Origin of the sequence: Streptomyces sp. NPDC096176 (assembly GCF_044763255.1) — a bacterium.
Lineage (GTDB): Bacteria > Actinomycetota > Actinomycetes > Streptomycetales > Streptomycetaceae > Streptomyces.
This window is the reverse complement of record NZ_JBIWFV010000002.1, coordinates 699,132-726,022: the sequence shown is the minus strand read 5'-3', so window position 1 is coordinate 726,022 and position 26,891 is coordinate 699,132. Positions and strand designations below refer to the sequence as shown.

The 26,891-nt window shown below is 70.9% G+C and carries 26 protein-coding genes and 1 pseudogene; 11 read left to right on the top strand and 16 right to left on the bottom strand.

What is annotated here, in order from left to right:
* Window positions 1–33 precede the first annotated feature (33 nt).
* Complete coding sequence (locus ACIQ7Q_RS08580) at window positions 34–873, bottom strand: hypothetical protein (RefSeq protein ID WP_403857937.1); 840 nt, start codon at window positions 871–873, stop codon at window positions 34–36.
* Between the two features lie 176 nt (window positions 874–1,049).
* Between ACIQ7Q_RS08580 and ACIQ7Q_RS08575 the strand changes: the two genes are divergently transcribed.
* From ACIQ7Q_RS08575 to ACIQ7Q_RS08545, 7 genes and pseudogenes are all read left to right on the top strand, one after another.
* Entirely contained in the window at window positions 1,050–1,703 is a 654-nt protein-coding gene (locus ACIQ7Q_RS08575; RefSeq protein ID WP_403857935.1) for a phosphatase PAP2 family protein, read from the top strand.
* Window positions 1,704–2,115: 412 nt separating this feature from the next.
* A complete protein-coding gene (locus tag ACIQ7Q_RS08570; RefSeq protein WP_403857933.1) occupies window positions 2,116–3,030 on the top strand; it encodes an A/G-specific adenine glycosylase in 915 nt (304 codons plus the stop codon).
* Between the two features lie 214 nt (window positions 3,031–3,244).
* The gene (locus ACIQ7Q_RS08565) at window positions 3,245–3,817 is read left to right on the top strand and encodes a SigE family RNA polymerase sigma factor (RefSeq protein WP_403857931.1); all 573 of its coding nucleotides are present in this window, start codon (window positions 3,245–3,247) and stop codon (window positions 3,815–3,817) included.
* On the top strand, window positions 3,805–4,473 hold the full coding sequence (locus ACIQ7Q_RS08560; RefSeq protein ID WP_403857929.1) for a hypothetical protein: 669 nt from the start codon (window positions 3,805–3,807) through the stop codon (window positions 4,471–4,473). The genes ACIQ7Q_RS08565 and ACIQ7Q_RS08560 overlap by 13 nt, the downstream gene beginning before the upstream one ends.
* A 22-nt stretch (window positions 4,474–4,495) precedes the next feature.
* A complete protein-coding gene (gene cseB / locus ACIQ7Q_RS08555; RefSeq protein ID WP_403857927.1) occupies window positions 4,496–5,200 on the top strand; it encodes a two-component system response regulator CseB in 705 nt (234 codons plus the stop codon).
* Window positions 5,201–5,270: 70 nt separating this feature from the next.
* Complete coding sequence (gene cseC / locus ACIQ7Q_RS08550; RefSeq protein WP_403857925.1) at window positions 5,271–6,629, top strand: two-component system sensor histidine kinase CseC; 1,359 nt, start codon at window positions 5,271–5,273, stop codon at window positions 6,627–6,629.
* Window positions 6,630–6,783: 154 nt separating this feature from the next.
* A pseudogene (locus ACIQ7Q_RS08545) lies at window positions 6,784–6,949 on the top strand (TetR family transcriptional regulator); the annotation flags it as partial.
* Between the two features lie 19 nt (window positions 6,950–6,968).
* Here the strand turns inward: ACIQ7Q_RS08545 and ACIQ7Q_RS08540 are convergent.
* Window positions 6,969–7,646, bottom strand: a complete 678-nt coding sequence (locus ACIQ7Q_RS08540; RefSeq protein WP_403857923.1) for a M23 family metallopeptidase — start codon at window positions 7,644–7,646, stop codon at window positions 6,969–6,971.
* A 563-nt stretch (window positions 7,647–8,209) separates the two neighbouring features.
* Here ACIQ7Q_RS08540 and dacB point away from each other — a divergent pair.
* Window positions 8,210–9,808, top strand: coding sequence for a D-alanyl-D-alanine carboxypeptidase/D-alanyl-D-alanine-endopeptidase (gene dacB / locus ACIQ7Q_RS08535; RefSeq protein WP_403857921.1), 1,599 nt, complete (start codon window positions 8,210–8,212; stop codon window positions 9,806–9,808).
* A gap of 151 nt (window positions 9,809–9,959) precedes the next feature.
* Here the strand turns inward: dacB and ACIQ7Q_RS08530 are convergent, their stop codons facing one another.
* Window positions 9,960–12,485: an ATP-dependent Clp protease ATP-binding subunit gene (locus ACIQ7Q_RS08530; RefSeq protein WP_403857919.1), complete on the bottom strand. Its 2,526-nt coding sequence runs from the start codon at window positions 12,483–12,485 to the stop codon at window positions 9,960–9,962.
* A gap of 444 nt (window positions 12,486–12,929) precedes the next feature.
* Between ACIQ7Q_RS08530 and ACIQ7Q_RS08525 the strand changes: the two genes are divergently transcribed.
* Entirely contained in the window at window positions 12,930–13,499 is a 570-nt protein-coding gene (locus ACIQ7Q_RS08525; RefSeq protein ID WP_403857917.1) for an SCO3374 family protein, read from the top strand.
* Here ACIQ7Q_RS08525 and ACIQ7Q_RS08520 read toward each other — a convergent pair.
* From ACIQ7Q_RS08520 to ACIQ7Q_RS08475, 10 genes are all read right to left on the bottom strand, one after another.
* Window positions 13,478–13,813, bottom strand: a complete 336-nt coding sequence (locus tag ACIQ7Q_RS08520) for an Lsr2 family protein (protein ID WP_389396400.1) — start codon at window positions 13,811–13,813, stop codon at window positions 13,478–13,480. The two genes, ACIQ7Q_RS08525 and ACIQ7Q_RS08520, sit on opposite strands and share 22 nt — an antisense overlap.
* Window positions 13,814–13,971: 158 nt before the next feature.
* Window positions 13,972–14,499 carry an amino-acid N-acetyltransferase gene (locus ACIQ7Q_RS08515; protein ID WP_403857914.1) on the bottom strand — a complete coding sequence of 176 codons (528 nt, stop codon included), beginning with the start codon at window positions 14,497–14,499 and terminating at the stop codon, window positions 13,972–13,974.
* A 9-nt stretch (window positions 14,500–14,508) separates the two neighbouring features.
* Entirely contained in the window at window positions 14,509–14,904 is a 396-nt protein-coding gene (locus tag ACIQ7Q_RS08510) for a BlaI/MecI/CopY family transcriptional regulator (protein ID WP_403857912.1), read from the bottom strand.
* A 125-nt stretch (window positions 14,905–15,029) separates the two neighbouring features.
* Complete coding sequence (locus ACIQ7Q_RS08505) at window positions 15,030–15,203, bottom strand: hypothetical protein (protein ID WP_403857910.1); 174 nt, start codon at window positions 15,201–15,203, stop codon at window positions 15,030–15,032.
* Between the two features lie 14 nt (window positions 15,204–15,217).
* Entirely contained in the window at window positions 15,218–15,805 is a 588-nt protein-coding gene (locus ACIQ7Q_RS08500; protein WP_403858023.1) for a hypothetical protein, read from the bottom strand.
* Between the two features lie 187 nt (window positions 15,806–15,992).
* Window positions 15,993–16,790 (bottom strand): type III pantothenate kinase, encoded by a 798-nt coding sequence (locus tag ACIQ7Q_RS08495; protein WP_403857908.1) that lies wholly within the window; start codon window positions 16,788–16,790, stop codon window positions 15,993–15,995.
* Window positions 16,790–17,797 (bottom strand): carboxylating nicotinate-nucleotide diphosphorylase, encoded by a 1,008-nt coding sequence (gene nadC / locus ACIQ7Q_RS08490; protein ID WP_403857906.1) that lies wholly within the window; start codon window positions 17,795–17,797, stop codon window positions 16,790–16,792. The genes ACIQ7Q_RS08495 and nadC overlap by 1 nt, the downstream gene beginning before the upstream one ends.
* Before the next feature lie 2 nt (window positions 17,798–17,799).
* Window positions 17,800–19,512, bottom strand: coding sequence for an L-aspartate oxidase (locus ACIQ7Q_RS08485; protein ID WP_403857904.1), 1,713 nt, complete (start codon window positions 19,510–19,512; stop codon window positions 17,800–17,802).
* Complete coding sequence (panC, locus tag ACIQ7Q_RS08480) at window positions 19,509–20,570, bottom strand: pantoate--beta-alanine ligase (protein WP_403857902.1); 1,062 nt, start codon at window positions 20,568–20,570, stop codon at window positions 19,509–19,511. The genes ACIQ7Q_RS08485 and panC overlap by 4 nt, the downstream gene beginning before the upstream one ends.
* Window positions 20,567–21,487, bottom strand: coding sequence for a Rossmann-like and DUF2520 domain-containing protein (locus tag ACIQ7Q_RS08475; RefSeq protein ID WP_403857900.1), 921 nt, complete (start codon window positions 21,485–21,487; stop codon window positions 20,567–20,569). The genes panC and ACIQ7Q_RS08475 overlap by 4 nt, the downstream gene beginning before the upstream one ends.
* Window positions 21,488–21,604: 117 nt before the next feature.
* On the opposite strand from ACIQ7Q_RS08475, the gene ACIQ7Q_RS08470 reads away from it, so the two are divergent.
* Window positions 21,605–22,777: a threonine aldolase family protein gene (locus tag ACIQ7Q_RS08470; RefSeq protein ID WP_403857898.1), complete on the top strand. Its 1,173-nt coding sequence runs from the start codon at window positions 21,605–21,607 to the stop codon at window positions 22,775–22,777.
* 296 nt (window positions 22,778–23,073) lie between these two features.
* A complete protein-coding gene (locus ACIQ7Q_RS08465; RefSeq protein WP_403858021.1) occupies window positions 23,074–24,186 on the top strand; it encodes a DUF5937 family protein in 1,113 nt (370 codons plus the stop codon).
* 76 nt (window positions 24,187–24,262) lie between these two features.
* Here ACIQ7Q_RS08465 and ACIQ7Q_RS08460 read toward each other — a convergent pair whose 3' ends face one another.
* The 3 genes from ACIQ7Q_RS08460 to ACIQ7Q_RS08450 all read right to left on the bottom strand — a co-directional run bounded on the left by ACIQ7Q_RS08460 (window position 24,263) and on the right by ACIQ7Q_RS08450 (window position 26,833).
* On the bottom strand, window positions 24,263–24,868 hold the full coding sequence (locus ACIQ7Q_RS08460) for an AAA family ATPase (protein WP_403857896.1): 606 nt from the start codon (window positions 24,866–24,868) through the stop codon (window positions 24,263–24,265).
* Between the two features lie 6 nt (window positions 24,869–24,874).
* Entirely contained in the window at window positions 24,875–25,549 is a 675-nt protein-coding gene (locus ACIQ7Q_RS08455; RefSeq protein ID WP_403857894.1) for a response regulator, read from the bottom strand.
* An 84-nt stretch (window positions 25,550–25,633) separates the two neighbouring features.
* Window positions 25,634–26,833 (bottom strand): sensor histidine kinase, encoded by a 1,200-nt coding sequence (locus ACIQ7Q_RS08450; RefSeq protein ID WP_403857892.1) that lies wholly within the window; start codon window positions 26,831–26,833, stop codon window positions 25,634–25,636.
* Window positions 26,834–26,891 lie beyond the last annotated feature (58 nt).

The window sequence follows — 26,891 nt, the reverse complement described above, 5'->3', positions numbered from 1 at the left end:
CTTCAAGCAACGCACCGCTCGTCGAGCGCTGCCTCAGCTCTTCTCGAGACGGAACGAGGCGGGCAGCACCGTCGCGCCGGGGAACGCGGCCTCCACCAGATAGGTGCCCGGCCCGACGGCACCGGCCGGCGGCGTCGCACACTTCGGCGCACTCCGCTTGCGGTCCCACTCCACGGTGTGCGTGATCGTCGAGCGCGCCGGGACCTGGAGCAGCCGACTTCCGGCCGGACTCGGGCAGTCCTTGGTGGACCACACGGCGTCGTCCTCGGTGTCGGTCACGGTGAAAACGGCCGTCTTGGGACCGAAGTCCGCCTTGCAGGTCGTCGCGGAGGAGTTGGAGACGACGAGCTGGAAAGAGGGCTTCTCCCCCGGCGCGTAGGAGACCTTGGCACTGCGCAGCGTCAACTTCAGCGATCCCGGGGCGCAGTTGGGAAGCGTCGAGCCTGCCGGCACGGGCCGGCCCGCGGGGCCCTCCGCACTGCCGGGGCCGCCGGCGCTTGTGCCGCCGCCGGTGGCTGCGCCCGTACCGCCCGTACCGCCTGAACTGGACGAGCCGTTTCCACCGTTGCCGGCGTCGCCGCTGCCGGTGCTGCTGCCGTCACCGTCACCGCTGCCGGTGCCACCGTCCGACTCGTCGCGTCCGCCGGGCTGTTCGCTGATCGCGGGCCCCGACTGGTCGGGACCGGGCGTGATCGAGGGCGCCGGGGCCTTGCCGTCGTCGCCCTGGTTGCTCGTCCCGCCGCCACCTCCCGCCGAACTCACGGCCCATACGATCAGCACCGCGAGCAGCGCGATCAACGACGCCGCGACTGCCCTCCGTCGCCAGTAGATGGAGGAGGGGAGCGGCCCGATCGGATTGCGCAGAGATCCCACGGCCCAAACTCTACGAGAGAACCGGGCCAACTCCCGCCCCACCCGCCGCCGTACTTCCCAAACTCTGCCGATCATCATCACGGCCCGTCCCCGCGAAGCCCGTTACTTTCGTCAGGGGTGGTCATGGCCGATCGCAGGGCGTGACCAATGCGGCGTGGAGGGTACGGTCCGTGACCATGGACAGCAGCATGACCCGCGATCTCTACCGCGACATAGTCGACTTCGCCCACACCACCCCGTCCTGGACGCAACAGTTCGCCGAACTCTGGACAGAGGCGGGCTTGTTGCTCTTCGGCCTTCTGTTCCTCGTGGCGTGGTGGCGGGCACGGACCGGCGACTCCCGCACCCTGGGGCTCGCGGTGCTCGCCCCGCTCGCGACGGCCGTCGGATATGTCGTCAGCGAGTCGCTCAAGTCGGTCGTGGACGAGGAACGCCCGTGCCGCACGGTCGCGGATGCGGCAGCCTCGCTGGTGCCGTGCCCGCCGACCGGCGACTGGTCCTTCCCCAGCAACCACTCGGCCATCGCGGGAGCGGCGGCCGTGGCCCTGGCGATCGCATGGCCGCGGACAGCCCTGCTCACCGTCCCGATGGCGTTGCTGATGGCCTTCTCCCGGGTGTTCGTCGGCGTGCACTACCCGCATGACGTGCTGACCGGCCTGATCGTCGGCGCGGTGGTGGCGACCGTGTTCGTCGCACTCCTGCTCCGCCCGGCACGGGCGCTGCTGGGCACGATGCGGATGAGCCGCACGCCCCTGTTCGTCTGGTTCGCCGGCCCGGGCGAACCGACGCACGCGACCCCACGCCAGGACACGTTCACGCCCCGCGCGTAACGCCCTCCCGCTCCTTCCGGACCGGGGTGCCGGCAAACCCGGCCCCGGGGCCGGCAACCCAGCCCCGCCGGCGACCGAGACGCGGGAACGCCTCACAGGACCCCAGGACCCGGGTGTCGGCAACCCAGCCCCGCCGGCGATTGAGGCGCGGGGTCTGGGGCAGAGCCCCGGTTCGGGAAGGGGCGGGGTGGGGAACACGCCCCGCGCAGCGGCCCCGCCCGCCGCCGAGGCCCCCCGCACCCGACCGGGCCCACGCGGCACAAACCAGCCCCGTCGGCCACTGAGGGGCGGGAGCGCCGCGGCGCGGGGGCGGAGCCGCCGGTCGGGAAGGGCCACAGACACGAACTCGTGGCTTGCCCGGCCCCCGCGTATGCGGCATCCGCACCGCCGGACGTGCCAGGATCGTTCTGCCATGACTGTCACTCACGAAACCCAGACGTCCCACACCGTCGACCCCGTCTCGCTCCACACCCCCGTCATCGCCTGGTTCGAGCAGCACGCCCGCGACCTGCCCTGGCGTCGCCCCGAGGCGGGCGCGTGGGGCGTGATGGTCAGCGAGTTCATGCTGCAGCAGACCCCGGTGAACCGGGTGCTGCCCGTGTACGAGCAGTGGCTGGCCCGCTGGCCGCGGCCGGCCGACCTCGCGCAGGAGGCGCCCGGTGAGGCCGTCCGTGCCTGGGGCCGGCTCGGCTACCCGCGGCGGGCGCTGCGCCTGCACGGCGCGGCGCAGGCGATAACGGAGCGGCACGGCGGCGAGGTGCCGAGCGAACATGCGCAGCTGCTCGCGCTGCCCGGCATCGGTGAGTACACGGCGGCGGCCGTGGCCTCGTTCGCGTACGGCCAGCGTCATGCCGTGCTGGACACCAACGTCCGGCGCGTCTTCGCCCGCGCGGCGACCGGTGTCCAGTACCCGCCGAACGCGACGACCGCCGCCGAACGCAAGCTGGCCCGGCTTCTGCTGCCCGAGGAGGAGCGGACCGCCGCCCGCTGGGCCGCGGCGTCGATGGAGCTCGGCGCGCTGGTGTGCACGGCAAGGAACGAGGACTGTGCGCGCTGCCCGATCTCGGACCGGTGCGCCTGGCGGCTGGCGGGCAAGCCCGCACACGTCGGTCCGGCGCGCCGGGGCCAGACGTACGCCGGTACGGACCGCCAGGTCCGCGGCAAGCTGCTGGCCGTGCTGCGCGAGGCCGTGACACCCGTGCCCCGGTCGGCGCTGGACGCGGTCTGGCACGAGCCGGTGCAGCGGGCCCGGGCGCTGGACGGACTGGTCGCCGACGGCCTGGTCGAGCCGCTGGAGAACAACCACTACCGCCTCCCGCACGGCTGAGCCGAGCCTGCGGCAACCACCTCTACCCCGCCCCCACCCCACCCCAAACATCCGCTGTTACACAACCGATGGATGGCCGTGCGCCCTCCGACGGCTGCCCCGCACAGTGCCGTGACAACGCCTCCGTAGCTTCTTGTGACGCAGGACTGACCACAAGAAAACGCGCGAGAACGCGCAAGCACAGAGCTTGGTCACGGGGACGGAGGCGGTTGGAATGGCGCACGGCGAGGTGCTCGAATTCGAGGAGTACGTACGCACCCGGCAGGAGGCGCTGCTGCGCAGCGCCCGGCGCCTCGTCCCCGATCCGATCGACGCGCAGGACCTGCTCCAGACCGCTCTGGTGCGCACCTACGGCCGCTGGGACGGAATCGCGGACAAGTCGCTCGCGGACGCGTACCTTCGCCGCGTGATGATCAATACGCGCACCGAGTGGTGGCGGGCTCGCAAGCTCGAGGAGGTCCCCACCGAGCAGCTGCCCGACGCGAGCGTCGAGGACGGCACCGAGCAGCACGCGGACCGCGCCCTGCTGATGGATGTGCTCAAGGTGCTGGCGCCGAAGCAGCGCAGCGTCGTCGTGCTGCGGCACTGGGAGCAGATGAGCACCGAGGAGACCGCTGCCGCGCTCGGCATGTCGGCCGGTACCGTGAAGAGCACGCTGCACCGGGCGCTCGCCCGGCTCCGTCAGGAGCTCGAGGCACGGGCCCTGGACGCCTGCGCCCTGGAGCGCGACGACGCGCGGCGGGCCCATCGGCGTGACGGACGGGAGCAGGAGCGGTGCGCGGCCTGAGAGGCAAGGGCGGCAGCGGGACCAGGGCGGCGAGCGGCACGGCCACGGCCGGGCTCGTCGCCGTGGTCCTGTTCGCGGCCGGCTGCTCCACGGGGGGTACGGGGGTGCAGGACGAGGGGGCGGCGCCGTCGGAGGCGGCGAGCAAGGCCACGCCCTCCCCGGCGTCGTCGGGGGGTGCAGGACAGTTCACGAAGTCGGTCGACGCGGTCAAGCTGCTGATGGCCGACCCGAAGGTCAGTCCGCGCGTCAAGGCAGACCTGCGGCCATGCGCCAAGGACTCGTATCCCGTCGACACCTCGTACGCCGTCCTCACCGGGAACGACGCGCCGGACGTCATCGTCAACGTGCTGACCTGCGGAGACGCGGTCGGCATGGGCACCTATGTGTACCGGGAGAACGGAAAGGCGTACGAGAACGTCTTCTCCGTCGAGGAGCCGGCCGTCTACGCGGCGGTCGACCGGGGCGACCTGGTGGTGACGAAGCAGGTGTACGCCAAGAACGACCCCGTCGCGGAGCCGTCCGCCGAGGAAGTGAGCACCTACCGGTGGTCGGCCGGTAAGTTCGCCCGGCAGTTCTGGGTCCGCAACGAATTCAGCAGAGCCGTCGGGGAGGGCGAGGTGGTCGCCTCCGAACCGTCCGCGCCGACCGAGAACTGAAGAGAACTGAGAGAGCAACCGGATGGCCGAGACCCATGTCCTTTTTGTCGAGGACGACGATGTCATCCGCGAGGCCACCCAGCTCGCACTGGAGCGGGACGGCTTCGCGGTCACCGCGGTACCCGACGGGCTGCTGGGCCTGGAGGCCTTCAGGGCGGACCGGCCGGACATCGCGCTTCTGGATGTGATGGTGCCGGGCCTCGACGGGGTGAGCCTGTGCCGCCGTATCCGGGACGAGTCGACCGTCCCGGTGATCATGCTCTCGGCGCGTGCCGACTCGATCGACGTCGTGCTCGGCCTCGAAGCAGGCGCCGACGACTATGTCACCAAGCCCTTCGACGGTGCCGTGCTCGTCGCCCGCATCCGCGCCGTGCTGCGCCGCTTCGGGCATGCGAGCGGCGCGGCGGGCGACGCGGCCGCAGCGGGCCGGCAGGAGCAGGGAGGCGAGCTGACCTTCGGCGATCTGGCGATCGACACGGAGGGCATGGAGGTGCGCAGGGCCGGTGAGCCGGTGTCCCTGACGCCGACCGAGATGCGGCTGCTGCTGGAGTTCTCCGGCGCGCCCGGCACCGTGCTGTCCCGCGACAAGCTGCTGGAGCGGGTCTGGGACTACGGCTGGGGCGGCGACACCCGGGTGGTGGACGTCCATGTGCAGCGCCTGCGCACCAAGATCGGCCAGGACCGGATCGAGACGGTCCGGGGCTTCGGATACAAGCTGCGGGCCTGAGGGACGCCTGTGAGAGCCGTCCCGGGAGAGCTGGAAGCCGCCGTATGAGAGCCGAGGAGAGTCCCACCGCATGAGGCGTCTCGTCCTGCGCACCGGCGTCCGCTGGAAGATCAGCATCGCGATCGCGGCGGTCGGCGCCCTGATCGCCATGGCGCTCAGCCTCGTCGTGCACAACGCCGCCCGGGTCTCGATGCTCGACAGCGCCCGCGACGTGCAGATGGACCGTGTGCTGCTCGCCCAGCGCTGGTACGAGACGTCCAAGAACAAGGACCCGCGCTTCAACAGCAAGATCAATGATCCGGCGCTGCCGCACGAGCTCCAGCAGCTCATGCGGGAGAACCGGCGCGGCTCGTACGTCGACGAGGGCGACGACGGCACGCCCGAGATCTGGGCGGCCGTGCCCCTCGCGAACGGCGACGTGCTCTCGCTGCACACCGACTTCGCGGGCCGCAGCGCCGTCGTGATGCAGGACCTGGACCGTGCCCTGATCATCGGGTCCGTGTCGGTGGTGCTCGGCGGTTCCGCGCTCGGCGTCCTGATCGGCGGGCAGCTCTCGCGCCGCCTGCGCAAGGCCGCCGCCGCGGCCGGCAACGTGGCGCAGGGCAACCACGAGGTGCGGGTACGGGACGCCATCGGCGGCGTCGTACGCGACGAGACGGATGACCTGGCCCGAGCCGTCGACGCGATGACCGACGCGCTCAACGCGCGCATCGAGGCCGAGCGCCGGGTCACGGCGGACATCGCGCACGAGCTGCGCACCCCGGTCACGGGCCTGCTCACGGCGGCCGAGCTGCTGCCGCCGGGCCGGCCGACGGAGCTGGTAAGCGACCGGGCGCAGGCCATGCGGACGCTGGTCGAGGACGTGCTGGAGGTGGCGAGACTCGACAGCGCCTCCGAGCGGGCCGAGCTGCAGGAGATCCAGCTCGGTGAGTTCGTCGGCCGCCGAGTCACCTCGGTCCACCCCGACGCGGAGATCCGCATTGTGCACAGCTCGTGGGTCAACACCGACCCGCGGCGGCTCGAGCGCATCCTCGGCAATCTGCTCACCAACGCCGTCAAGTACGGCAAGGGGCCCATCGAGGTCACCGTCGAGGGCCGTGTGGTGCGCGTGAGGGACCACGGGCCCGGTTTCCCGGAGGCCCTGCTGCGGGAAGGCCCGAGCCGCTTCCGTACGGGGGCGAGCGACCGCGCCGGAACCGGCCACGGCCTGGGGCTCACGATCGCCGCCGGTCAGGCCCGGGTGCTGGGGGCACGGTTGACGTTCCGCAACGCCGCACCTGAGGGGGCGACGCCGGTGGGGGTCTCCGGCGGTGCGATCGCCGTGCTGTGGCTGCCGGAGCACGCCCCGACGAACACCGGGAGCTACCCCATGTTGCCCCTGAGGGGCCGCGAAGACCGGGAGGCGAAGGGCGCACGAGCCCGCGGGTGAGGATCTCCGACGGACCGAAGGGCGCCCGTGGGTGAGGCCCCGCCGGGGCGGGGCCTCACCATGCAGCATTTACTGGTGGTGACCCGCCCGGCGACCATCGGGACGACGAGCATGGCCAGCAGCATCGGCAGCAGGAGCAAGCCGGAGTTGGTCGCCCGGTGCGGACCTGGTGAACCAGGTGCGCTGCTTCAGCGCGCAGCACCATGCACGCGGCGAAGTACGCCCTCAAAGACGTCGAGGGCGACCCCGAGGAGAAGCGTGAAGCCATCCTCGAAGTCGCCCTCGATCTGATCACCCAGGCACACCACACCCGGAGCTGACGTCCGCGTCAGGCGTGCGTCACAGGTTGACGCCGGCGGAGCGCAGGAAGGACGCCGGGTTGAGCGCCGAGCCGTAGTTCGGGGTCGTACGGACCTCGAAGTGCAGGTGCGGGCCGGACGAGTTGCCGGTGTTGCCGGACTTGGCGATGTTCTGGCCGGTCTTCACCGTGGAGCCGACCGAGACATTGATCTTCGACAGGTGCGCGTACTGCGTGTACTTGCCATTGCCGTGCTTGATCACGATGGCGTTGCCGTACGCGGGGCCGTCGCCGCCGCCGTTCGGGCCGGCCTTCACGACGGTGCCGCCGTGGGCGGCCTTGACCGGGGTACCGATCGGAACGGCGAAGTCCTGACCGGAGTGCTTGGCGGACCACATGGCGCCGCCCTGCGCGAAGCTCGCGGTGAGCGTGTACTTGCTGACCGGCTTCACCCACGACGGGGCCTTCTTGGCGGGCTTCTTCGCGGTCTTCGCCTTCGGGGTCTCCGCCTTCGCGGCACTCGCCTGGGCGTCGGCCTGGGCGGCCACGGCGGAGGCGGCATTTACGACGGCCGGCTTGGACGCCTTGCCCGCATCGGCGGAGGCGACACCCGCACCGGCTCCAACGACCATCACGGCGCCCATTCCGGCGGCCACGACAGCCCCACGGGTACGGAGCACGGACGGGCGGAGCTGGTGGATCATGGTGCGCTTCGACATACGGGAGAACCTCCGGGCATGAATGGACCCGGCACGCTCGCCGGGCTGGCTCCACATTGGTAACCCGAGCCCCCAAGTCGGCTCAAACCCCCCATCTACGACATCACGTCGTAGCGAAGGCCGTGGAAATACGACCCTTGACTCCGCTCCGGATCCCCTCCCGCACCCCCGAGAGAGAGCCGCTTATGCCCCACTCCGAATGGTTTAACCCCATGTCCGGCCCCTGGGACTGCGGGAGCGAGGGCCTCCGGCCGCACCCGACGCCCGAAGAGGCCAAAGGCCCCGGGCCCCCGCCTCCACCTTGTGGGACAAAACGGATATTCACGTCACTAAGCCGCCTAGTAGGCCTGAAAACGCCTGTGCGCCTTGTCACGGAGCAGCCCCCCGCAGACCCCCGGAATCGTGAGCCAGGCCACGCCGAACCACCCGGCCGAAAAGGAGAGAACCCCTCGGCGACAAGGGCATTTCTCGTGACCGGGGCCACAGAATCCCGCCCCCGCCATCGCTCGAAAGGCACGCCACGCGTCCTTCCCCCGGACACCCCGTTCCGGGATCCTCCTGCCATGAGCAGACCCGAGACCCCTGCCCACCGACCGTTACGCCGCCGCGGCTGGACCTGGACCCTCGCCGCCGGGCTGGCCTGCACCCTCACCTGGAGCTCACCCGCCGGGGCCGGCCCCTCCGACACCGGCCTCAAGGGCGCACTCGACAGGATTCTGGCCGACCCTCGGATGGACGGCGGGGCGGTGAGCGTGGTCATCGCCGACGCGGCCACCGGGAAGCGCCTCTACCAGCGCGACGGCGGCGACCGCCTGATGCCCGCCTCGAACACCAAGCTCGCCACGTCCGCCGCCGCCATGGCCGTCCTCGGCCCCGACCACCGCTACGCCACCGATGTGCTGACCACCGGCAAGCGGCGGGGCTCCACCCTCGTGGGCGACGTGTATCTGCGCGGGAGCGGCGACCCGACCATGCTCGCCGGGGACTACCAGCGGCTCGCCGCCGAGCTCGCAGCCTCCGGCATCAAGCGCGTCACCGGACGTCTCGTCGCGGACGACACCCACTTCGACGACCAGCGACTGGGCCGTTCCTGGGCGGCGGACGACGAGTCCGCCTACTACTCCGCCCAGATCTCGGCGCTCACCCTGGCCCCCGACACCGACTACGACGCCGGAACGGTCGTCGTCGAGGTGACGCCGGGCGACGACCCGGGCGACCGGCCCCGGGTGAAGCTGACCCCTCCCACCGACTACGTGCGCCTCGACATCAGCGCCACCACGGTCGAGAAGGGCAGGCCGGGCACAGTGGCCGTCTCGCGGGAGCACGGCTCCAACACCCTCACGGTCACCGGAGACGTCCCCGTCGGCTCGGCGGCCACCAAGGAGTGGATCGCGGTCTGGGAGCCGACGGGCTACGCCGCCGCCGTGTTCTCCGACGCGCTGGCCGAGCACGGGGTGCATGTCTCCGGCACCCCGCGCACGGGGCTGCCGACCCCGCCCGGCGCACGCACGCTCGCCTCGCACCGCTCCATGCCCCTCAAGGAGCTGATGCATCCCTTCATGAAGCTCTCCAACAACATCCACGCCGAGGCCCTCACGAAGTCCATGGGCCACAGAACCGCCGGGCACGGCACCTGGGACGCCGGGCTCGCCGCGATCGGGGCCCAGCTGGAGAAGGAGGGTGTCTCGACGTCCGACCTCCGCCAGGCCGACGGCTCCGGGCTTTCCCGGATGAACGTGTTCCCGGCCGAGGAGCTGGCCACGCTGCTGCTGTCCGTCCGTGACGCCCCCTGGTTCGCCGACTGGTACGCCTCCCTGCCCGTGGCATGCGCCCCGGACCGCGCCGTCGGCGGGACGCTGCGCTCCCGTATGTGCAACACCCCGGCCGCGCTCAACGCCCGCGGCAAGACCGGCTCGCTCACAGGGGCGTCCGCGCTGTCGGGATACGTCACCGACGCCGCCGGACGCGAGCTCGTCTACAGCGTCGTCCTGAACAACTACCTCGCCCCTTCGGTGAAGAGCATCGAGGACGCGGTCGTCTTCACCCTGGCCTCCTCCGACACCGCCGCGGGCGAGATCATGCCCTCGTCGGTGCGGGGCACGCGGAGCGCGGAGCCGGACGCCTCCCTGGAATGCGCCTGGCGCAAACCGCTGCACTGCTGACCGGCACCCGGTGACCGCCCGGCCCCCTGAGAAGCCCTCACCGGGCAGGGCCTTGGGAATCCGAGCAGCACCGGCACGCAGACGGGCCCGGGCCCGGAACCCTGGAGGGTTCCGGGCCCGGGCCCGTCACGTCATCCGGCCCGCAGGGCCGTTACGCGTCCTTCGACAGGTTCGGACCGGTCCCACCGGCCGCCTGCTCGATCGGCGGGACGTCCGGCAGAGCCGACTTCTCCTCGCCGCGGAAGGTGAACTTCTTCTCCTCACCCTCGCCCTCGGTGTCCACGACCACGATGTGACCGGGGCGCAGCTCGCCGAAGAGGATCTTCTCCGACAGGATGTCCTCGATCTCGCGCTGGATCGTCCGGCGCAGCGGCCGGGCGCCCAGAACGGGGTCGTAGCCCTTCTTGGCGAGGAGCGACTTGGCCGCGGGGCTGAGCTCGAGGCCCATGTCACGGTCCTTGAGACGCTCGTCCACCTTGGCGATCATGAGGTCGACGATCTGGATGATGTCTTCCTCGGTCAGCTGGTGGAAGACCACCGTGTCGTCGACACGGTTCAGGAACTCGGGCCGGAAGTGCTGCTTGAGCTCTTCGTTGACCTTGACCTTCATCCGCTCGTAGTTCGACTTCACGTCGCCCTGCGCGGCGAAGCCCAGGTTGAATCCCTTCGAGATGTCCCGGGTCCCGAGGTTGGTCGTCATGATGATGACCGTGTTCTTGAAGTCCACGACGCGACCCTGGGAGTCGGTCAGACGACCGTCCTCCAGGATCTGCAGAAGGGAATTGAAGATATCGGGGTGGGCCTTCTCGACCTCGTCGAAGAGGACGACGGAGAACGGCTTCCGGCGCACCTTCTCGGTGAGCTGGCCGCCCTCTTCGTAGCCCACGTATCCGGGGGGCGAACCGAAGAGACGGGAAACCGTGTGCTTCTCGCTGAACTCCGACATGTCGAGGGAGATCAGCGCGTCCTCGTCGCCGAAGAGGAATTCGGCGAGCGTCTTGGAGAGCTCGGTCTTACCGACACCGGACGGGCCGGCGAAGATGAACGAGCCACCGGGGCGCTTCGGGTCCTTCAGACCGGCTCGCGTACGGCGGATTGCCTGCGAGAGGGCCTTGATGGCGTCCTTCTGCCCGATGACGCGCTTGTGGAGCTCGTCCTCCATGCGCAGCAGACGCGAGGACTCCTCCTCGGTCAGCTTGAAGACCGGGATGCCGGTGGCGGTCGCGAGGACCTCGGCGATCAGCTCGCCGTCGACCTCGGCCACGACGTCCATGTCGCCGGCCTTCCACTCCTTCTCCCGCTTGGTCTTCGCCGCCAGCAGCTGCTTCTCCTTGTCGCGGAGCGAAGCTGCCTTCTCGAAGTCCTGGGAGTCGATCGCGGACTCCTTGTCGCGGCGGACACCGGCGATCTTCTCGTCGAACTCGCGCAGGTCCGGCGGCGCGGTCATCCGGCGGATACGCATCCGTGAGCCGGCCTCGTCGATCAGGTCGATCGCCTTGTCCGGCAGGAAGCGGTCCGAGATGTACCGGTCGGCCAGGGTGGCGGCCTGGACCAGCGCCTCGTCCGTGATGGAGACCCTGTGGTGCGCCTCGTAACGGTCGCGGAGGCCCTTGAGGATCTCGATGGTGTGCGGCAGCGACGGCTCCGCGACCTGGATGGGCTGGAAGCGGCGCTCGAGAGCGGCGTCCTTCTCCAGGTGCTTGCGGTACTCGTCGAGCGTGGTGGCACCGATGGTCTGCAGCTCGCCTCGCGCCAGCATCGGCTTGAGGATGCTCGCCGCGTCGATCGCGCCCTCGGCGGCGCCCGCACCCACCAGGGTGTGGAGCTCGTCGATGAACAGGATGATGTCGCCGCGGGTGCGGATCTCCTTGAGGACCTTCTTCAGGCGCTCCTCGAAGTCACCGCGGTAGCGGGAGCCGGCGACCAGCGCGCCCAGGTCGAGGGTGTAGAGGTGCTTGTCCTTGAGGGTCTCGGGCACCTCGCCCTTGACGATGGCCTGCGCCAGGCCCTCCACGACCGCCGTCTTACCGACGCCGGGCTCGCCGATGAGGACCGGGTTGTTCTTGGTACGGCGGGACAGCACCTGCATGACCCGCTCGATCTCCTTCTCGCGCCCGATGACCGGGTCGAGCTTGGACTCACGAGCGGCCTGGGTGAGATTCCGGCCGAACTGGTCGAGGACGAGGGAGGTCGAGGGCGTGCCCTCGGCCGGGCCGCCTGCCGTGGCGGCTTCCTTGCCCTGGTATCCGGAGAGCAGCTGGATGACCTGCTGCCGCACCCGGTTGAGATCGGCGCCCAGCTTCACGAGGACCTGGGCGGCGACGCCCTCGCCCTCGCGGATCAGGCCGAGCAGGATGTGCTCGGTGCCGATGTAGTTGTGGCCCAGCTGAAGAGCCTCGCGGAGCGAAAGCTCCAGGACCTTCTTGGCACGGGGCGTGAAGGGGATGTGGCCGGACGGGGCCTGCTGGCCCTGGCCGATGATCTCCTCCACCTGCTGGCGGACCGCCTCGAGCGAAATCCCGAGGCTCTCCAGGGCCTTAGCGGCGACACCCTCACCCTCGTGGATAAGGCCCAGGAGGATGTGCTCGGTGCCGATGTAGTTGTGGTTGAGCATCCGGGCTTCTTCCTGAGCCAGGACGACAACCCGCCGCGCGCGGTCGGTGAACCTCTCGAACATCGTTAATCGCTCCTCAGAGCGGTCAGGCAGTAAGGGGTCGGTCCCCTCCCTGTCCTTCCGCAGCTTAGTCCCGCAAGCGGGGACCGCTCATTCCAACTGCCGACACCCGTCTGTGGCCTCCTGACCCCTGAACGCCGACAACTGCTCCAACCCGATGGTGCGAGACGATGTTCCCGCAGGCCAGGCAGTTACCCTCTCCGCCACTACGCCGATGGCGAACGTGAGACTGCCCTACGAGCGTGTCGCCCCTCCCCACTAGGAATGTCTTACCCGCCGTCACCGACAGTCCATGCAGCGCGCACCCCCTGCCTCAGCTACGGGCGAACAACCTTGCGCCACCCGACGCGCTACTGCGCCCCCGTTTTCGCGACTGAGCGCCACCAAAGGGACACTCTGCGTGGCGGGCGCCGTAACCCGGCGGCCGGGTTGGGCGTTCCCGAAGACATGGCCCTCACCGTCCCGTCCCCCCGCGCGCCCTTCGAGGGCGACGCAGCGCAGTGGTACCGCAGCGAGCTCGGCTGGGCGGCCACGGACGGCAGCCCCGTGCAGCTGACGACAGGGGTGCATTTCGACGTGCTCGATGTCCCCGCGGAGGCCGGAGCCGCGGTGCTGAGCCGCGTGGCCCGTACCGGTCCGGTGGCCCTCACAGGGCGCAGAATGCAGCTGCTGGTGGCCGCGGGCAGCGCCGAGGAGCTGCCCGGACTCCTGGACTGGCTGGAATGGGGCGGGGTCGAGCTCGACCTGACCGCCACCGGCGCGGGCGGGCGGGTGACCGCCCCGCCGCCCCCCGGGTGTGCCGGCGCCCTGGAAGCCGCCGTATGGCTGCGTCCCCCGGTTCCGGGGCGCGAGGCAGAGCTACCGGCTCTCACCGGCCTCGGGGACAGTGGCAGTGCCCCCGATCTCGCACGGCTGGTGGACACGGCGGCGACGGAGTCCCACCGCATCCGACTGCTGCATACGGCACGCCGCCGGAATGCACGACGGACTGAAACTCAGCCGTTGGCCTTCTCGTAGGCCTCACGAACCGTCGCGGGAACACGACCGCGGTCGTTGACCTCAAAGCCGTTCGCCTTCGCCCAGGCGCGGATTTCGGCGGTGTCCTTGTTGCCGCCGGCCGCCGCGCGGCCCTTGCCGCGACCGGTCGCTGCACGGCCACCGGTACGCCGGCCGCTCTTCGCGTACGGCTCGAGCAGGCTGCGGAGCTTGTCCGCATTGGCGGTGGTGAGGTCGATCTCGTAAGTCTTGCCGTCCAGTGCGAACGTCACCGTCTCGTCCGCCTCGCCGCCGTCGAGGTCGTCGACAAGAAGGACCTGAACCTTCTGTGCCACCGGATTTCCTTTCATCGAAAATGCAGTACGCGGAAAGGAAACCGCTTTTCCCTGAAAAACACAAACCCTCGGCAGAGGTTCAGAACCGCGAGAACACGGGAAACGTGCGCGATTCGGACATAGGGATCCGTCGCTTGTGACGATCCGCCTTGTGCCGATCAGAGGTGCAGAAGCATCCGGCTGTTGCCCAGGGTGTTCGGCTTCACTCGTTCGAGCCCCAGGAACTCCGCGACACCCTCGTCATAGGAACGCAGGAGCTCTGCGTAGACATCGGTGTCGACCGGCGTCTGCGTCTCTCCGATCTCGACGAAGCCGTGCTTACCGAAGAAGTCGACTTCGAAGGTGAGACAGAAAACCCGGCGCACTCCCAGCCGGCGCGCAGTGGCCACCAGCTTCTCGAGAACCCGATGACCGATGCCGAGCCCCTTGAAGGCGGGGTCCACGGCGAGAGTGCGCACTTCGGCGAGGTCCTCCCACATGACATGGAGCGCACCGCACCCGACAACCAGGCCGTCCTCGTCGCGTTCCGCGACCCAGAACTCCTGGATGGCTTCGTAAAGCGTCACCGTCGCTTTGTCGAGCAGGATGCCTTCGCCGACGTATGGGTCCACGAGCCGGCGGACGTCCGGCACATCGCCGGTCCTCGCACGCCGGACAGTGAAGGCATTTGCTGCGGCATAAGGCATGACCTGACGCTATCGCCCCGAAGCCCCCGGACCCTCGGCGGCCTCGCCGCCCTGAACCAGGCGCACAGCGGCTTGCAGCGCCTCACGCTGCTCGGGGGACATCATGCCGAAGAAGGCGACAAGGGCGGCGGCAGGGTTGTCGCTCTTCGACCACGCTTCGTTCATCAGTGCGGCCGAGTAGGCGGCACGGGTGGAGACCGCCGTATATCGATAGGCCCGACCCTCGACTTCCCTGCGGACCCAGCCCTTCTGATGGAGATTGTCCATTACCGTCATGACCGTCGTGTAGGCGATGGACCGTTCCTGCTGGAGGTCTTCCAGCACTTCTCTGACCGTCACCGGCCGGTTCCATTGCCAGATCCGTGTCATGACGGCGTCTTCGAGCTCTCCCAATTGGCGGGGCACATCGCCACCATAGTGGGAGATCGGTGATGAACCGACTATTGACGTATCAAAAAGGACGTACGGCGGTGAATCCGCCGTACGTCCTCTGCGTTACGCCCTCTGCGGTGCCGTACAGGTCGCCTGCGTCAGTCGTCGCGCCCGGCCTGCGGGCCGGACTCCGCGCGGGCCAGCGCCGCGTCCACGGCGGCGTCCTCCTTGGCCTTGTTCGGGCCGCCCTGGCTCTTGACGATCGTCACGACCAGGCCGATGAAGAAGGCGGCCATCACCACAGGGGGCACAAGCGCGGATACGTAGTCCATGACGACCAGAGTAGCTAGCCGACTGCCCACTGCCCCGGCGGGGGCACGGGCTTGCGGCGCGGCGGGAAGACCTCCGACGGCTTGGGCACCGGGCGTTCGTCCGGTGCGGGCGGCTTGGGCTGCGGCTTCGGCTTCGGCTTCGGCTCGTCGGCGGCCCGGCCTCCGGGGAGAGCGAGAAGCCGGGCGCGCCGGGGGCCGGCGGGCGCGGCGGGCGCCGGCACGGTGACGGCTCGGCCGGCCAGCCGGCTCCGCACCGACCGCTCGGCCAGCTCCTGGCAGCGGCGCAGAACGGCCGCGGCTGCGGGGTTGCCGCGCAGGGAGCGCAGCGCCGCGAGATCGTCCGGGCGGGGGTCGTAGCCGGCGGCCAGGGCGTCCTGGAGGCGTTCCAGATAGCCGGTGGCCGTACCGGGCAGGGCGTCGCGGTAGCGGGCGAGGTCGGCGAGGAGGAACGCACGCAGTCGGCCTGCCTCGCGTACCGCCTCGTCGACGGAGTCGGCCAGGTGCAGACACTCCTGGACGTCGTGCTCCGCGAGGGGGACGGGGTGAAGGGCGACGGCGAGGGCGCGTCGGAGCACACGCAGCTCGTCCACACCGAACGCCATGCCGCCACGTGATCCGTATGGCGTGGGCATGTCCCGACGATACGTCCTAATTGGACAAAATCCGCTTAGCGTCACAAAAGGGTTCGCGTGTCGCCCTCATCGGCCAGCGCCGCCTGCTGGGTTCCCTCACGGGCGGCGCGGGCCCGGTCGCGCGCGGCGGCACGACCGGTGCACCGCGCTTCCGCCGTCAGAGGCGGGAGACGTTGCGTTCGTAGACCAGACGGAGGCCGATCAGGGTCAGCCACGGCTCGTGTTCGTCGATCGCCCCTGCCTCCCCCAGGACCATCGGCGCCAGACCGCCCGTCGCAATCACCGTCACGTCGTCCGGGTCCTCGGCAAGCTCCCGCTTCATGCGCTGGACGACACCGTCCACCTGGCCGGCGAAGCCGTACACGATGCCGGACTGCATTGCCTCCACGGTGTTCTTGCCGATCACGCTCCGCGGGCGGGCCAGCTCGATCTTGCGTAGCTGGGCGCCCTTGACGCCGAGCGCCTCGACGGAGATCTCGATGCCCGGCGCGATCACCCCGCCCGCGTACTCGCCGCGTGCGCTGACCGCGTCGAACGTCGTCGCCGTGCCGAAGTCGACGACGATCGCGGGGCCTCCGTACAGGTCCACCGCGGCGACCGCGTTGATGATGCGGTCCGCGCCGACCTCCTTGGGGTTGTCCATCAGGATCGGCACGCCGGTCTTGATGCCGGGCTCGACGAGAACAGCCGGGACGTCGCCGTAGTAGCGGCGGGTGACCTCGCGCAGCTCGTGCAGCACGGACGGAACCGTGGAGCAGATCGCGATGCCCTCGATGCCGTCGCCGAGTTCGTCGCCGAGCAGCGGGTGCATGCCCATCAGGCCCTGCAGCAGCACGGCGAGCTCGTCCGCGGTGCGGCGGGAGTCCGTGGAGATGCGCCAGTGCTCGACGATCTCCTCGCCGTCGAAGAGTCCCAGAACGGTGTGGGTGTTGCCGACGTCGATGGTGAGCAGCATCAGCCCTCGACCTCGCGGAGATCCAGGCCGATGTCGAGGATCGGGGAGGAGTGCGTCAGCGCGCCGACCGCGAGGTAGTCGACACCGGTTTCCGCGTACGCGTGCGCGTTGTCGAGCGCGAGGCGCCCGGAGGACTCCAGCACCGCGCGGCCCGCGACGAGCGCGACGGCCTCCGCGGTCTGCGCGGGCGTGAAGTTGTCCAGCAGGATCAGGTCGGCGCCGGCGTCAAGGACCTCGCGGACCTGGTCGAGAGTGTCCACCTCGACCTCGATCGGGAGGTCGGGGAAGCGGTCCCGCACGGCCTTGAAGGCCTCCGCCACGCCCCCGGCGGCGACCACGTGGTTGTCCTTGACCAGTGCCGCGTCGGACAGCGACATGCGGTGGTTGACGCCGCCGCCGCAGCGCACCGCGTACTTCTCCAGGGCGCGCAGGCCGGGCGTGGTCTTGCGGGTGTCCCGGACCTTGGCCTTGGTGCCCTCCAAGACGTCGGCCCAGGCGCGCGTCGCTGTCGCGATGCCCGAGAGGCGACAGAGGATGTTCAGCGCGCTGCGCTCGCCGGTCAGCAGGTCGCGGGTGCCCGCGGTGACCGAGAGCAGCTTCTGACCGGCCTCGACGCGGTCGCCGTCCTCGACGTGCCGTTCCACCTGGAACTCGGTGGTGCAGACGATCGACAGGATCGCTTCCGCGACCCGCAGGCCCGCGACCGTGCCCGCCTCGCGGGCGGTGAAGTCGCCGGTGGCGACGGCGTCCTGCGGGACGGTCGCCGCACTCGTGACGTCGATGCCCCCGTCGAGGTCCTCCTCGATGGCCAGGTGTGCGATGTCCTCGACCTGGACCGGGTCGAGTCCGGCTTCGGCGAGGAGGGTGGCGAGGGCGGGGTCGAGACCGCACTCGTACACCTCTTCGGCGCAGCCGCAGTCGTCCCCGCAGCCGCCGCCGGCGGCCGGGGCGCCGATCTGGATCAGCGGTACGTCCACGGGGCTCGGACGTTCATCGGGCGTGCTCACGGTTACGGCTCCCTGGGGGCGTCGGGGACGGACAAGGTATCGGTGTGCGGGAAGGCGGTTCCCTCGGTGCGCCGGACGACGAGCCGGCGGTCGGCCGCGAGCCGTACCACGAGGTGGCGGCGCCAGTCGGCGTCGTCGCGCTCGGGGCGGTCCTCGCGCCAGTGGCAGCCGCGCGTCTCCTCGCGCTCCCGTGCGGCCGTGGTCAGCACCCGCGCCACGCACAGCAGGTTGGAGGTCTCCCACGACTCGACGCCGGGCTCCGCCGTCTTGCCGGATCCTTCGCGGTCCTGCTCGGCGTTCGCGTACACGTCCTCGAGCGCGGCGGCCGCCGCGGCGAGCGACTCGGCGGAGCGCAGCACGCCCGCGCCGTGCGACATGATCCGCTGGATCTCCGCCCGCGCCTCGGGGGCGATGAGGGGCAGCAGGGACGGCGCCTCGGGCGGGACGGGTGCGACGGCCGGCCAGGGCCGCCGGGAGGCGATGTCGGCGGCGATGCGCTCCGCGAAGACGAGGCCCTCGAGCAGGGAGTTGGACGCGAGCCGGTTCGCGCCGTGGACGCCGGTGCAGGCGACCTCGCCGCAGGCGTACATGCCGGGAACGGTGGTGCGGCCGTGCAGGTCGGTGCGGACGCCGCCGGACGCATAGTGGGCGGCCGGTGCGACCGGGATCGGCTCCGTCACCGGGTCGAAGCCGTGGGCCCGGCAGGCGGCGAGGATCGTGGGGAAGCGCTGCTCCCACATCTCGGCGCCGAAGTGGCGGGCGTCCAGGAACATGTGGTCCGCGCCCTGTTCCTGCATGCGCCGCATGATTCCCTTGGCGACGATGTCGCGCGGGGCGAGCTCGGCCAGTTCGTGCTGCCCGACCATGAAGCGGACGCCGTCGCCGTCGACGAGATGGGCGCCCTCGCCCCGTACCGCCTCCGAGACCAGCGGCTGCTGGCCCTCGCTGTCCGCGCCGAGGAACAGCACGGTCGGGTGGAACTGCACGAACTCGATGTCGGAGACCTCCGCCCCGGCGCGCAGCGCGAGCGCCACGCCGTCGCCGGTGGAGACCGCCGGGTTGGTGGTCGCGGAGAAGATCTGGCCCATGCCGCCGGTGGCCAGCACCACCGTGGGGGCGTGGACCGCGCCGACGCCGTCGTGCTGGCCCTCGCCCATGACGTGCAGGCTGATGCCCGCCGTACGGCCCTGTGCGTCGGTGAGCAGGTCGAGAACGAGGGCGTTCTCGATGGTGCGCAGACCCTTGTCGCGGACCGCGTCGACGAGCGCGCGGGAGATCTCCGCACCGGTCGCGTCGCCGCCCGCGTGCGCGATACGGCGCCGGTGGTGGCCGCCCTCGCGGGTCAGTTCGATCTCGCCCGAGGAGGGGTCGGTGTCGAAGAGCGCGCCCGTGGCGATCAGCCGGCGGACGGCGTCGGGTCCCTCGGTGACCAGGGTGCGCACCGCCTCCTCGTCGCACAGGCCCGCGCCGGCGACCAGGGTGTCGTCCAGGTGCTGCTCGGGAGTGTCGCCGTCGCCGAGGGCCGCGGCGATACCGCCCTGTGCCCAGCGGGTGGAACCGTCGTCGAGGCGGGCCTTGGTGACGACCACCGTGTCCAGGCCCGTCGCGGCGCAGCGCAGCGCGGCGGTGAGGCCGGCGACACCGGAGCCGACCACGACGACGTCTGCCTCGATGGCCCAGCCGGGGACGGGGGCGGTCAGCCGTATTCCGGTCACGTGGAGGCTCCGTTGGTCAGGGCGGCCCCGGAACTCCCGGCCCGGGGATTCGCCGTCCCGAAATTCAGGGGGATGTTGTCGATGAGGCGGGTGGATCCGACCTTCGCGGCGACGGCCAGGACCGCGTCGCCGGTGTGGTCGTCGGCGACCTCCTCGAAGGTGGCCGGGTCGATGAGCGCCACATAGTCCAGGACGAGCGGCGGGTCCGCCTTCGCTGCCTCGTCCAGGACGGCGCGTGCCGCCGCCCGAACGGCGTCGGCTCCGATGGCCGGCAAGGCCTGGGCGACCGCGTGCGCGTCGGCCGCGGCGCGGGCCTCGCCGAGCGCGGAGAGGGCCGCGGCACGGGCAGGTGCCGCGGGCACGACTTCCGCCCTGGCGTGCAGGGCCTGCTGGGCGGCAAGCCGGTCCCGGGCCGCGAACAGGGCACGGGACAGGGCGAGCGCGGTCTCGCGCTGCGGCGCGGACAGGTAGCGATTGCGGCTGGACAGGGCCAGGCCGTCCTCCTCCCGCACGGTGGACACGCCGACGATCTCGACCGGGAAGTCGAGGTCTCGCACCATCCGGCGGATGAGGGCGAGTTGCTGGGCGTCCTTCTGCCCGAACAGCGCCACGTCGGGGCGGGTGAGGTGCAGCAGCTTGGCGACGACGGTGAGCATGCCGTCGAAGTGGCCGGGACGCGTGCTGCCTTCGAGGCGCTCGCCCATGGGGCCCGCGGTGATGCGGACCTGCGGCTCCCCGCCGGGGTAGACCTCGTCGACCGACGGGGCGAACACCACGTCCGCGCCCGCCCCTTCGGCCGTCGCGAGGTCGGCGTCGAGCGTGCGCGGATAGCGGTCGAGGTCCTCGCCGGCGCCGAACTGCAGCGGGTTGACGAAAACGGTGACGATGACGAAACCCTTGTCGCCGACGCGCTCGCGGGCGGCGCGGATCAATGCGGCGTGTCCGTCGTGGAGGGCGCCCATGGTCATCACGACGGCGGTGCGGCCCTGGGGGGCGAAGTGCTCCACCACGTAGGCCAGGTCCGCGCGCGTCGGTACCAGTTCGAAGGCGCGGCTCATCGCAGGTCACCCTCGGCCAGGACGCCCAGCAGATCCTCCGCGAGCTCAGGTTTGAGCATGCCGTGCGCGAGAGCGCGGTCGGCGGTCGTACGGGCCATCGCCAGATAGCCGGAGACGGCGGCGGGCGCGTGCTTGCGCAACTCGGCGACGTGCGCCGCGACCGTGCCGGCGTCGCCGCGGGCGACAGGCCCGGTCAGGGCGGCGTCGCCGGACCGCAGAGCGTTGTCCAGGGCCGCGCCGAGGAGGGGGCCGAGCATCCTGTCGGGGGCGGCGACGCCCGCAGTGCGCAGCAGGTCCATCGACTGGGCGACCAGGGTGACGAGGTGGTTCGCTCCGAGGGCGAGTGCCGCGTGGTAGAGCGGGCGGTTCTGCTCCTCGATCCACTCGGGCTCGCCACCCATCTCGATGACCAGCGCCTCAGCCGCCAGCCGCAGCTCCTCGGGCGCCGTCACACCGAACGAGCAGCCGGCCAGACGCTGCACGTCCACCGCGGTCCCCGTGAAGGTCATCGCGGGATGCAGAGCCAGCGGCAGCGCCCCGGCCCGCAGGGCGGGCTCGAGGACCTTGGTGCCGAAGCGGCCCGAGGTGTGCACCAGCAGCTGCCCCGGCCGCACGGCGCCGGTCTCGACGAGGCCGTCGACCAGGCCGGGAAGCGCGTCGTCCGGGACGGTCAGCAGCACCAGCTCCGCGCGCGCGAGCACATCGGCGGGCGGCACCAGGGGCACGTCCGGCAGCAGCGCGGCGGCACGGCGCCGCGAGGCGTCGGACACACCGGAGACGGCGACCGGACGGTGTCCGGCGAGCTGCAGGGACACGGCCAGAGCCGGTCCCACTCGGCCCGCTCCGACCACACCGACGGTGAGCCGGGCGGGGCGGTCCCGCGGGTCGAGCGGTTCCTGTGCTGCTGTGGGATTCACGCGACGGTGCCTTCCGTTCCAGTCCGCAGGGGTACCGGACGATTTCTCGTCACGATGCTACGCCAGCGTTTCCGGCACCCCCGCAGTTGTCCACAGGCTGTGGGCGATGATCGGACCGTGACCGACACGAGTGAAACGAACGAGCAGGACCAGAGGGAGCGGAGGCTCGCGGCGTGGCGCGCCTGTGACCGTGTGCTGGCCCGGGGCTCCGCCGACCGGCGCATCTCGGAGCGTCTCGCGGCGCTCGCCGCCCACGCCGGCGAGGTGTACGACCTCGAGGACTGGACGGACGTGTACGGCAACGGGGTCGTCGAGGAGCTGGAACGGCGAACCGCCGCCCTGCTCGGCTTCCCGGCCGCGGCGTTCTTCCCCACCGGCACGATGGCCCAGCAGGCGGCGCTGCGCTGCTGGGCGAGCCGCACGGGGAACTCGACGGTCGCGCTCCATCCGCGGGCGCACCCGGAAGTGCACGAACGCTCGGCCTTCTCCGTGGTGAGCGGACTGCGCACGATCCATCCCACGACCGAGCCGCGACTGCCCACCGCCGACGAGGTGCAGGACTGCGACGAGCCGTTCGGCGCGCTGATGCTCGAACTGCCGCTCAGGGACGCCGGCTTCGTGCTCCCCACCTGGGACGAGCTGGTGGCGGTCGTCGACGCGGCGCGGGAACGTGATGCGGTGGTGCACTTCGACGGCGCACGCCTGTGGGAGTGCGCCCCGCACTTCGGCAGACCGCTCGACGAGATCGCGTCACTGGCGGACAGCGTGTACGTCTCCTTCTACAAGTCCCTCGACGGCATGTCGGGGGCGGCACTCGCCGGCCCCCCGTCGCTGATCGACGAGGCACGCGCGTGGCGGCACCGTTACGGGGGGCAGCTGTTCCAGCAGTACCCGGCCGCGCTGTCGGCGCTGCTGGGACTCGATCGGGAGCTGCCACGGCTGCCGTCGTACGTGGCCCACGCGAAGGTGGTCGCGGCCGCGCTCACGGACGCCTTCCGCGCTGCCGCCGTCCCCTGGTTCCGCATCAACCCGGCCGTCCCGTACACGCACCAGTTCCAGGTCTGGCTGTCGTACGACAAGGACGTGCTGAACGCGGCGGCCCTGTCGCAGTCGGAGGAGACGAGCGTGACGCTCTTCCGCCACTGGTTCTCGGAGGGCTGCCCTCCGGGGGTCTCCGTCACGGAGGTGACGGTCGCCTCCGAGGGCCTGGAGTGGACGGCCGAGGACGTGGCAGCGGCGGTGTCGGAGTTCGTGCGCCGCGTGGGGCCGGCTGTGTCCGCACCTGACTGACGCCGGAAGCCGCGGAGGGCGCCGCCCGCCGTGGCGCGGACGCGGCGGCCCGCCAACACCGCGCGGAAGCGGCGATAGGTCCAGGCCTCGCGGATCGTCCGCAGGTCGTGGTCGCCGGGACGGGGCGGCGGCGCGTCGCCCCTCTGCGCGGCCCGGTACACGTCGATCATGTGCTGCTGCATCGCGTTCATGGCCCCACGCTCCGCCCGCGCCGGGCCCCGCGTCGCGTCGATTGACGAGCCACGTCAAACGACGACGTGCCCGTTCGCGGCACCCGCATCATGGAGGGCGTGAGCGTGACCATCGACATCGCGGGGCTGGCCCCGGAACGCATCGTCTTCGACATCTCGCCCCTCGCCGAGCTGGGCGTGGCCCTGCACGCGCTCTCAGAGCCCGGGCACCATCCGGGGCTGCACGGCTGGGCGACGGCGACGGCCGCCGGGCTCAAGCCCGACCTCGCCGACCGGCTGCACGAGGCCGACTTCCTGTGGCGGTCGACGTTCTCCGACATCTTCATGCCGTTCGCCGGGCTGTCGACGCGCCACGGACGAATCGGCGCGAGCCTCGCCGGGGAACTCGACGTGCTCGACCGGCTCGACGACGAGCGGTTCGTCTCGTCGGCGCTGGAGTTCACCTGCGCCAGCACCTACTCGACCGGTGGCCCCTCACCTCTCGTCGACACCGCCCGCCGCGCGCACGCGCTTGAACTGGCCGCCAACCGGGGCCCCCGTCAATTGGACTTCACCCGAAGGCTGCTCACCGATCCCGCTTCCGTACGGACGTGGCTGCGGCGGCTGTTCGAGGACTGTGAGGACGCCTTCTTCGCCGACACCTGGCGACGTGTCTCCCCCCAACTCGCCGCCGACGCCCGCCACAAGACCGAACTGCTGCGCCGCAAAGGCCTGGCGGAGGCCCTGCACGCCGTCTCACCCGCGCTCACCCTCGATGCGGGCGGCACCAGGATCAGCGCCGACAAGCTCGCGGACGGGCGGACGACCGCCACCGACCCTGCCGTCGGCGCCGGTCTCACCCTGGTGCCCTCCAGCTTCGGCTGGCCGCATCTGATGGTGCTGCACGCGCCGGGCTGGCAGCCCGTGATCCAGTACCCGATCGGGGCCCCTGAGCTGCCGGGCGCGGCCTCCGTCGAACTGCTGACGCTGCGCATGGACGCGCTCGCCCACCCGCTGCGCATGCGGCTGTGCCGCAATCTCGGCCGCGCCGCGTACACGACGAGCGAGCTGGCCGACTCTCTTGGCATCACGGCGCCGGAGGTGTCGCGCCATCTGTCCGTACTGAAGAAGGCGAAGCTGGTCACGACCCGGCGGCGGGGCCGCTACGTGCTCCATCAACTGGACGTGACAGTGGTCGCCCGACTGGGCAGCGACTTCCTGGAGACGGTCCTGCGGTAGACCCGGCAGACCGGATCCGGAGACCCGATCCGGCCTGATCCGGCCTGATCCACACAAGAGGCCTTGAACAAAGGCCCTACTCGAACCGGGCGTGCTTGACGCCCGTCCACGCCGTCCGCAGCCGCTGCCGTAGCGCGCCGTCCGTGTTCGGCGCCAGACGCAGTCCGGCCGACGCGGCGATCATGTCCGCCACCTCGGGCACGTTCGCCCGGTCGGTGTGGATGTGCTCGGCGAAAAGCGGCTTCCGCAGCCGTTCGAGGCAATGGTCCAGCTTCTGCACGGCGAAGCTCTCGCGCTTGAGGCCCCGGCCGAGTCCCCGCTCGCTCAGCCGTCGCAGCACGGTCTCCCGTTGGGCGAGCAGCGCGACGTGGTGGACCTCGTGGCCGGCCCCGTCCCGCAGTCGGCCCACGACCTCGTCGAAGTACGCGGGTTCGACGAGGGTCATGGGCACGATCACCACGCCCTCGTGCCTGCGCAGGGCCAGGTCCAGAACCTCGTACACGCCCTGCCGCCACGAGGCCATGTCCTGGAAGTCGCCGCGCAGCGCGGGCGGAGTCATCCGGTGGAGTCCGAAGCCGACATGCTCAGGGTCGCAGACGACGCTGCCCGGCAGCCGCCGCAGGATCTCGTACGCGGTCTGCGTCTTCCCGCCCCCGAACGGCCCGTTGATCCACAGCAGCACGGCGGATCAGACCGCCCCACCGCCCGCCCGGACCAGCCCCGTCTCGTAGGCGAGCACCACCACCTGCACACGGTCGCGCAGGCCCAGCTTGGTGAGGATGCGACCCACGTGCGTCTTCACGGTGGCCTCCGAGAGCACCAGCCGGGCCGCGATCTCGCCGTTGGACAGGCCCTGGGCGACGAGCAGCATCACCTCGCGCTCCCGTTCCGTCAGCCTGTCCAGCTCCTTCTGGCGGGGCTCGGGACCCGAACTCGGCAGCATCGGCGCGAAACGGTCCAGCAGCCGCCGCGTCGTCGACGGCGCCACGACCGCGTCGCCGCTGTGCACGGACCGGATCGCGCCGAGCAGCTCGGCGGGCGGCACGTCCTTGAGCATGAAGCCGCTGGCGCCCGCCTTGAGCCCGGAGAAGGCGTACTCGTCCAGGTCGAAGGTGGTGAGGATCAGCACCTTGGGCGCGCCCGGCTCCGCGCAGATACGCCGTGTCGCCTCCACTCCGTCCAGCCTCGGCATGCGCACGTCCATCAGCACGACGTCGGCCGCCGTGGCCCGCAGGACCTCGATCGCCTCCGCGCCGTCGCCGGCCTCCGCGACGACCTCCATGTCCGGCTGGGCGGCGAGCACCATACGGAAGCCGGTGCGCAGGAGCACCTGGTCATCGACGAGCATCACGCGGATGGACATGTCTGTTCCGTCCCTGGTTCTGTAGTGGCTCTGGTGGCCGTTGTGGCTCTGGTGGACGTTGCGGCTCTGGTGGACGTTGCGGCGCTAGTGGGCGGGTTTGAGGGGCAGCAGCGCGCTGATGCGGAAGCCTCCGCCCGGCCGCGGTCCGGCGTCCAGCGTTCCGCCGACCATACCGACGCGCTCGCGCATCCCGATGAGGCCGTGGCCCCGGCCGTCCGCGCCGCCGTCCTCGTACAGTTCGTGCGCCGAGCCGCGTCCGTCGTCCTCGACAAGCAGCCCCAGCCCGTCGTCGAAATAGACGAGTCGTACGCTCGCCCCTGCCCCCGGGCCGCCGTGCTTACGGGTGTTGGTGAGCGCTTCCTGCACGATGCGGTACGCGGTGAGCTCGACGCCGCTGGGCAACGGCCGCGGCGTTCCCTCGATCTTGAAATCCACGGTCAGCCCCGCGCCCCGCACGTGCTCGACCAGGTCCTCGATCTGCTGCACGTCAGGCTGGGGGACGTACTCTCCGCTCTCCGGACCGTCGCCCGTGCGCAGCACGCCGAGCAGCCGGCGCATCTCGGCGAGGGCCTGGCGGCCGGTGCTCGAGATGGTCTCCAGCGCCTGCTTGGCCTGATCGGGGGCGGCGTCCAGCACATAGGCGGCGCCGTCGGCCTGCACCACCATCACCGACACGTTGTGGGCGACGACGTCGTGGAGTTCCCGGGCGATCCTGGCGCGCTCGGCCGCGACCGCGACCTTGGCCTGCGCCTCGCGTTCCTTCTCCAGACGGGTGGCGCGCTCCTCGAGCTGGTCGAAGTAGGCGCGCCGAGTGCGTACCGAGTCGCCGAGCACCCATGCCAGGGCGAACGGCAGGCTCATGATGACGGTGATGAAGATCCTGCCGAGGGTGCTCGTCGACTCCTCCGGCCAGCGGATCTGCGCCAGTGACGCCGCGGCCAGCCCCCCGATGAGCGCCAGCCTGGACGCCCACCGCGGACCGCCGGTCGCGGCGACCGTGTAGATGATGACCATCATGGCGAAGTCGGCCGGATTGACGTCGATGTCGAACACGAGCTGCGCGACACCCGCCAGGGCGGCGACGACAAGCATCTGTTCCGGCATACGGCGGCGCAGCGCCACCACCAGACACAGCACCAGCACGATGACCGACGCCGCGATCACCGGCCCGGGCCCTCCCGGCACCTGGGTCACCCACATCGAGGCGAACCCGAGGAGCATGACAGCCCAGAAGGCGTCGACGCCCGTCGGGTGTCCGCGGAGGAAGTCATAGAGGCGCTGCACGTAACCCAGAGTAGGGAAGCCCGATAGGTGCATGGGTCAACCGGAGGATCGATCCGGT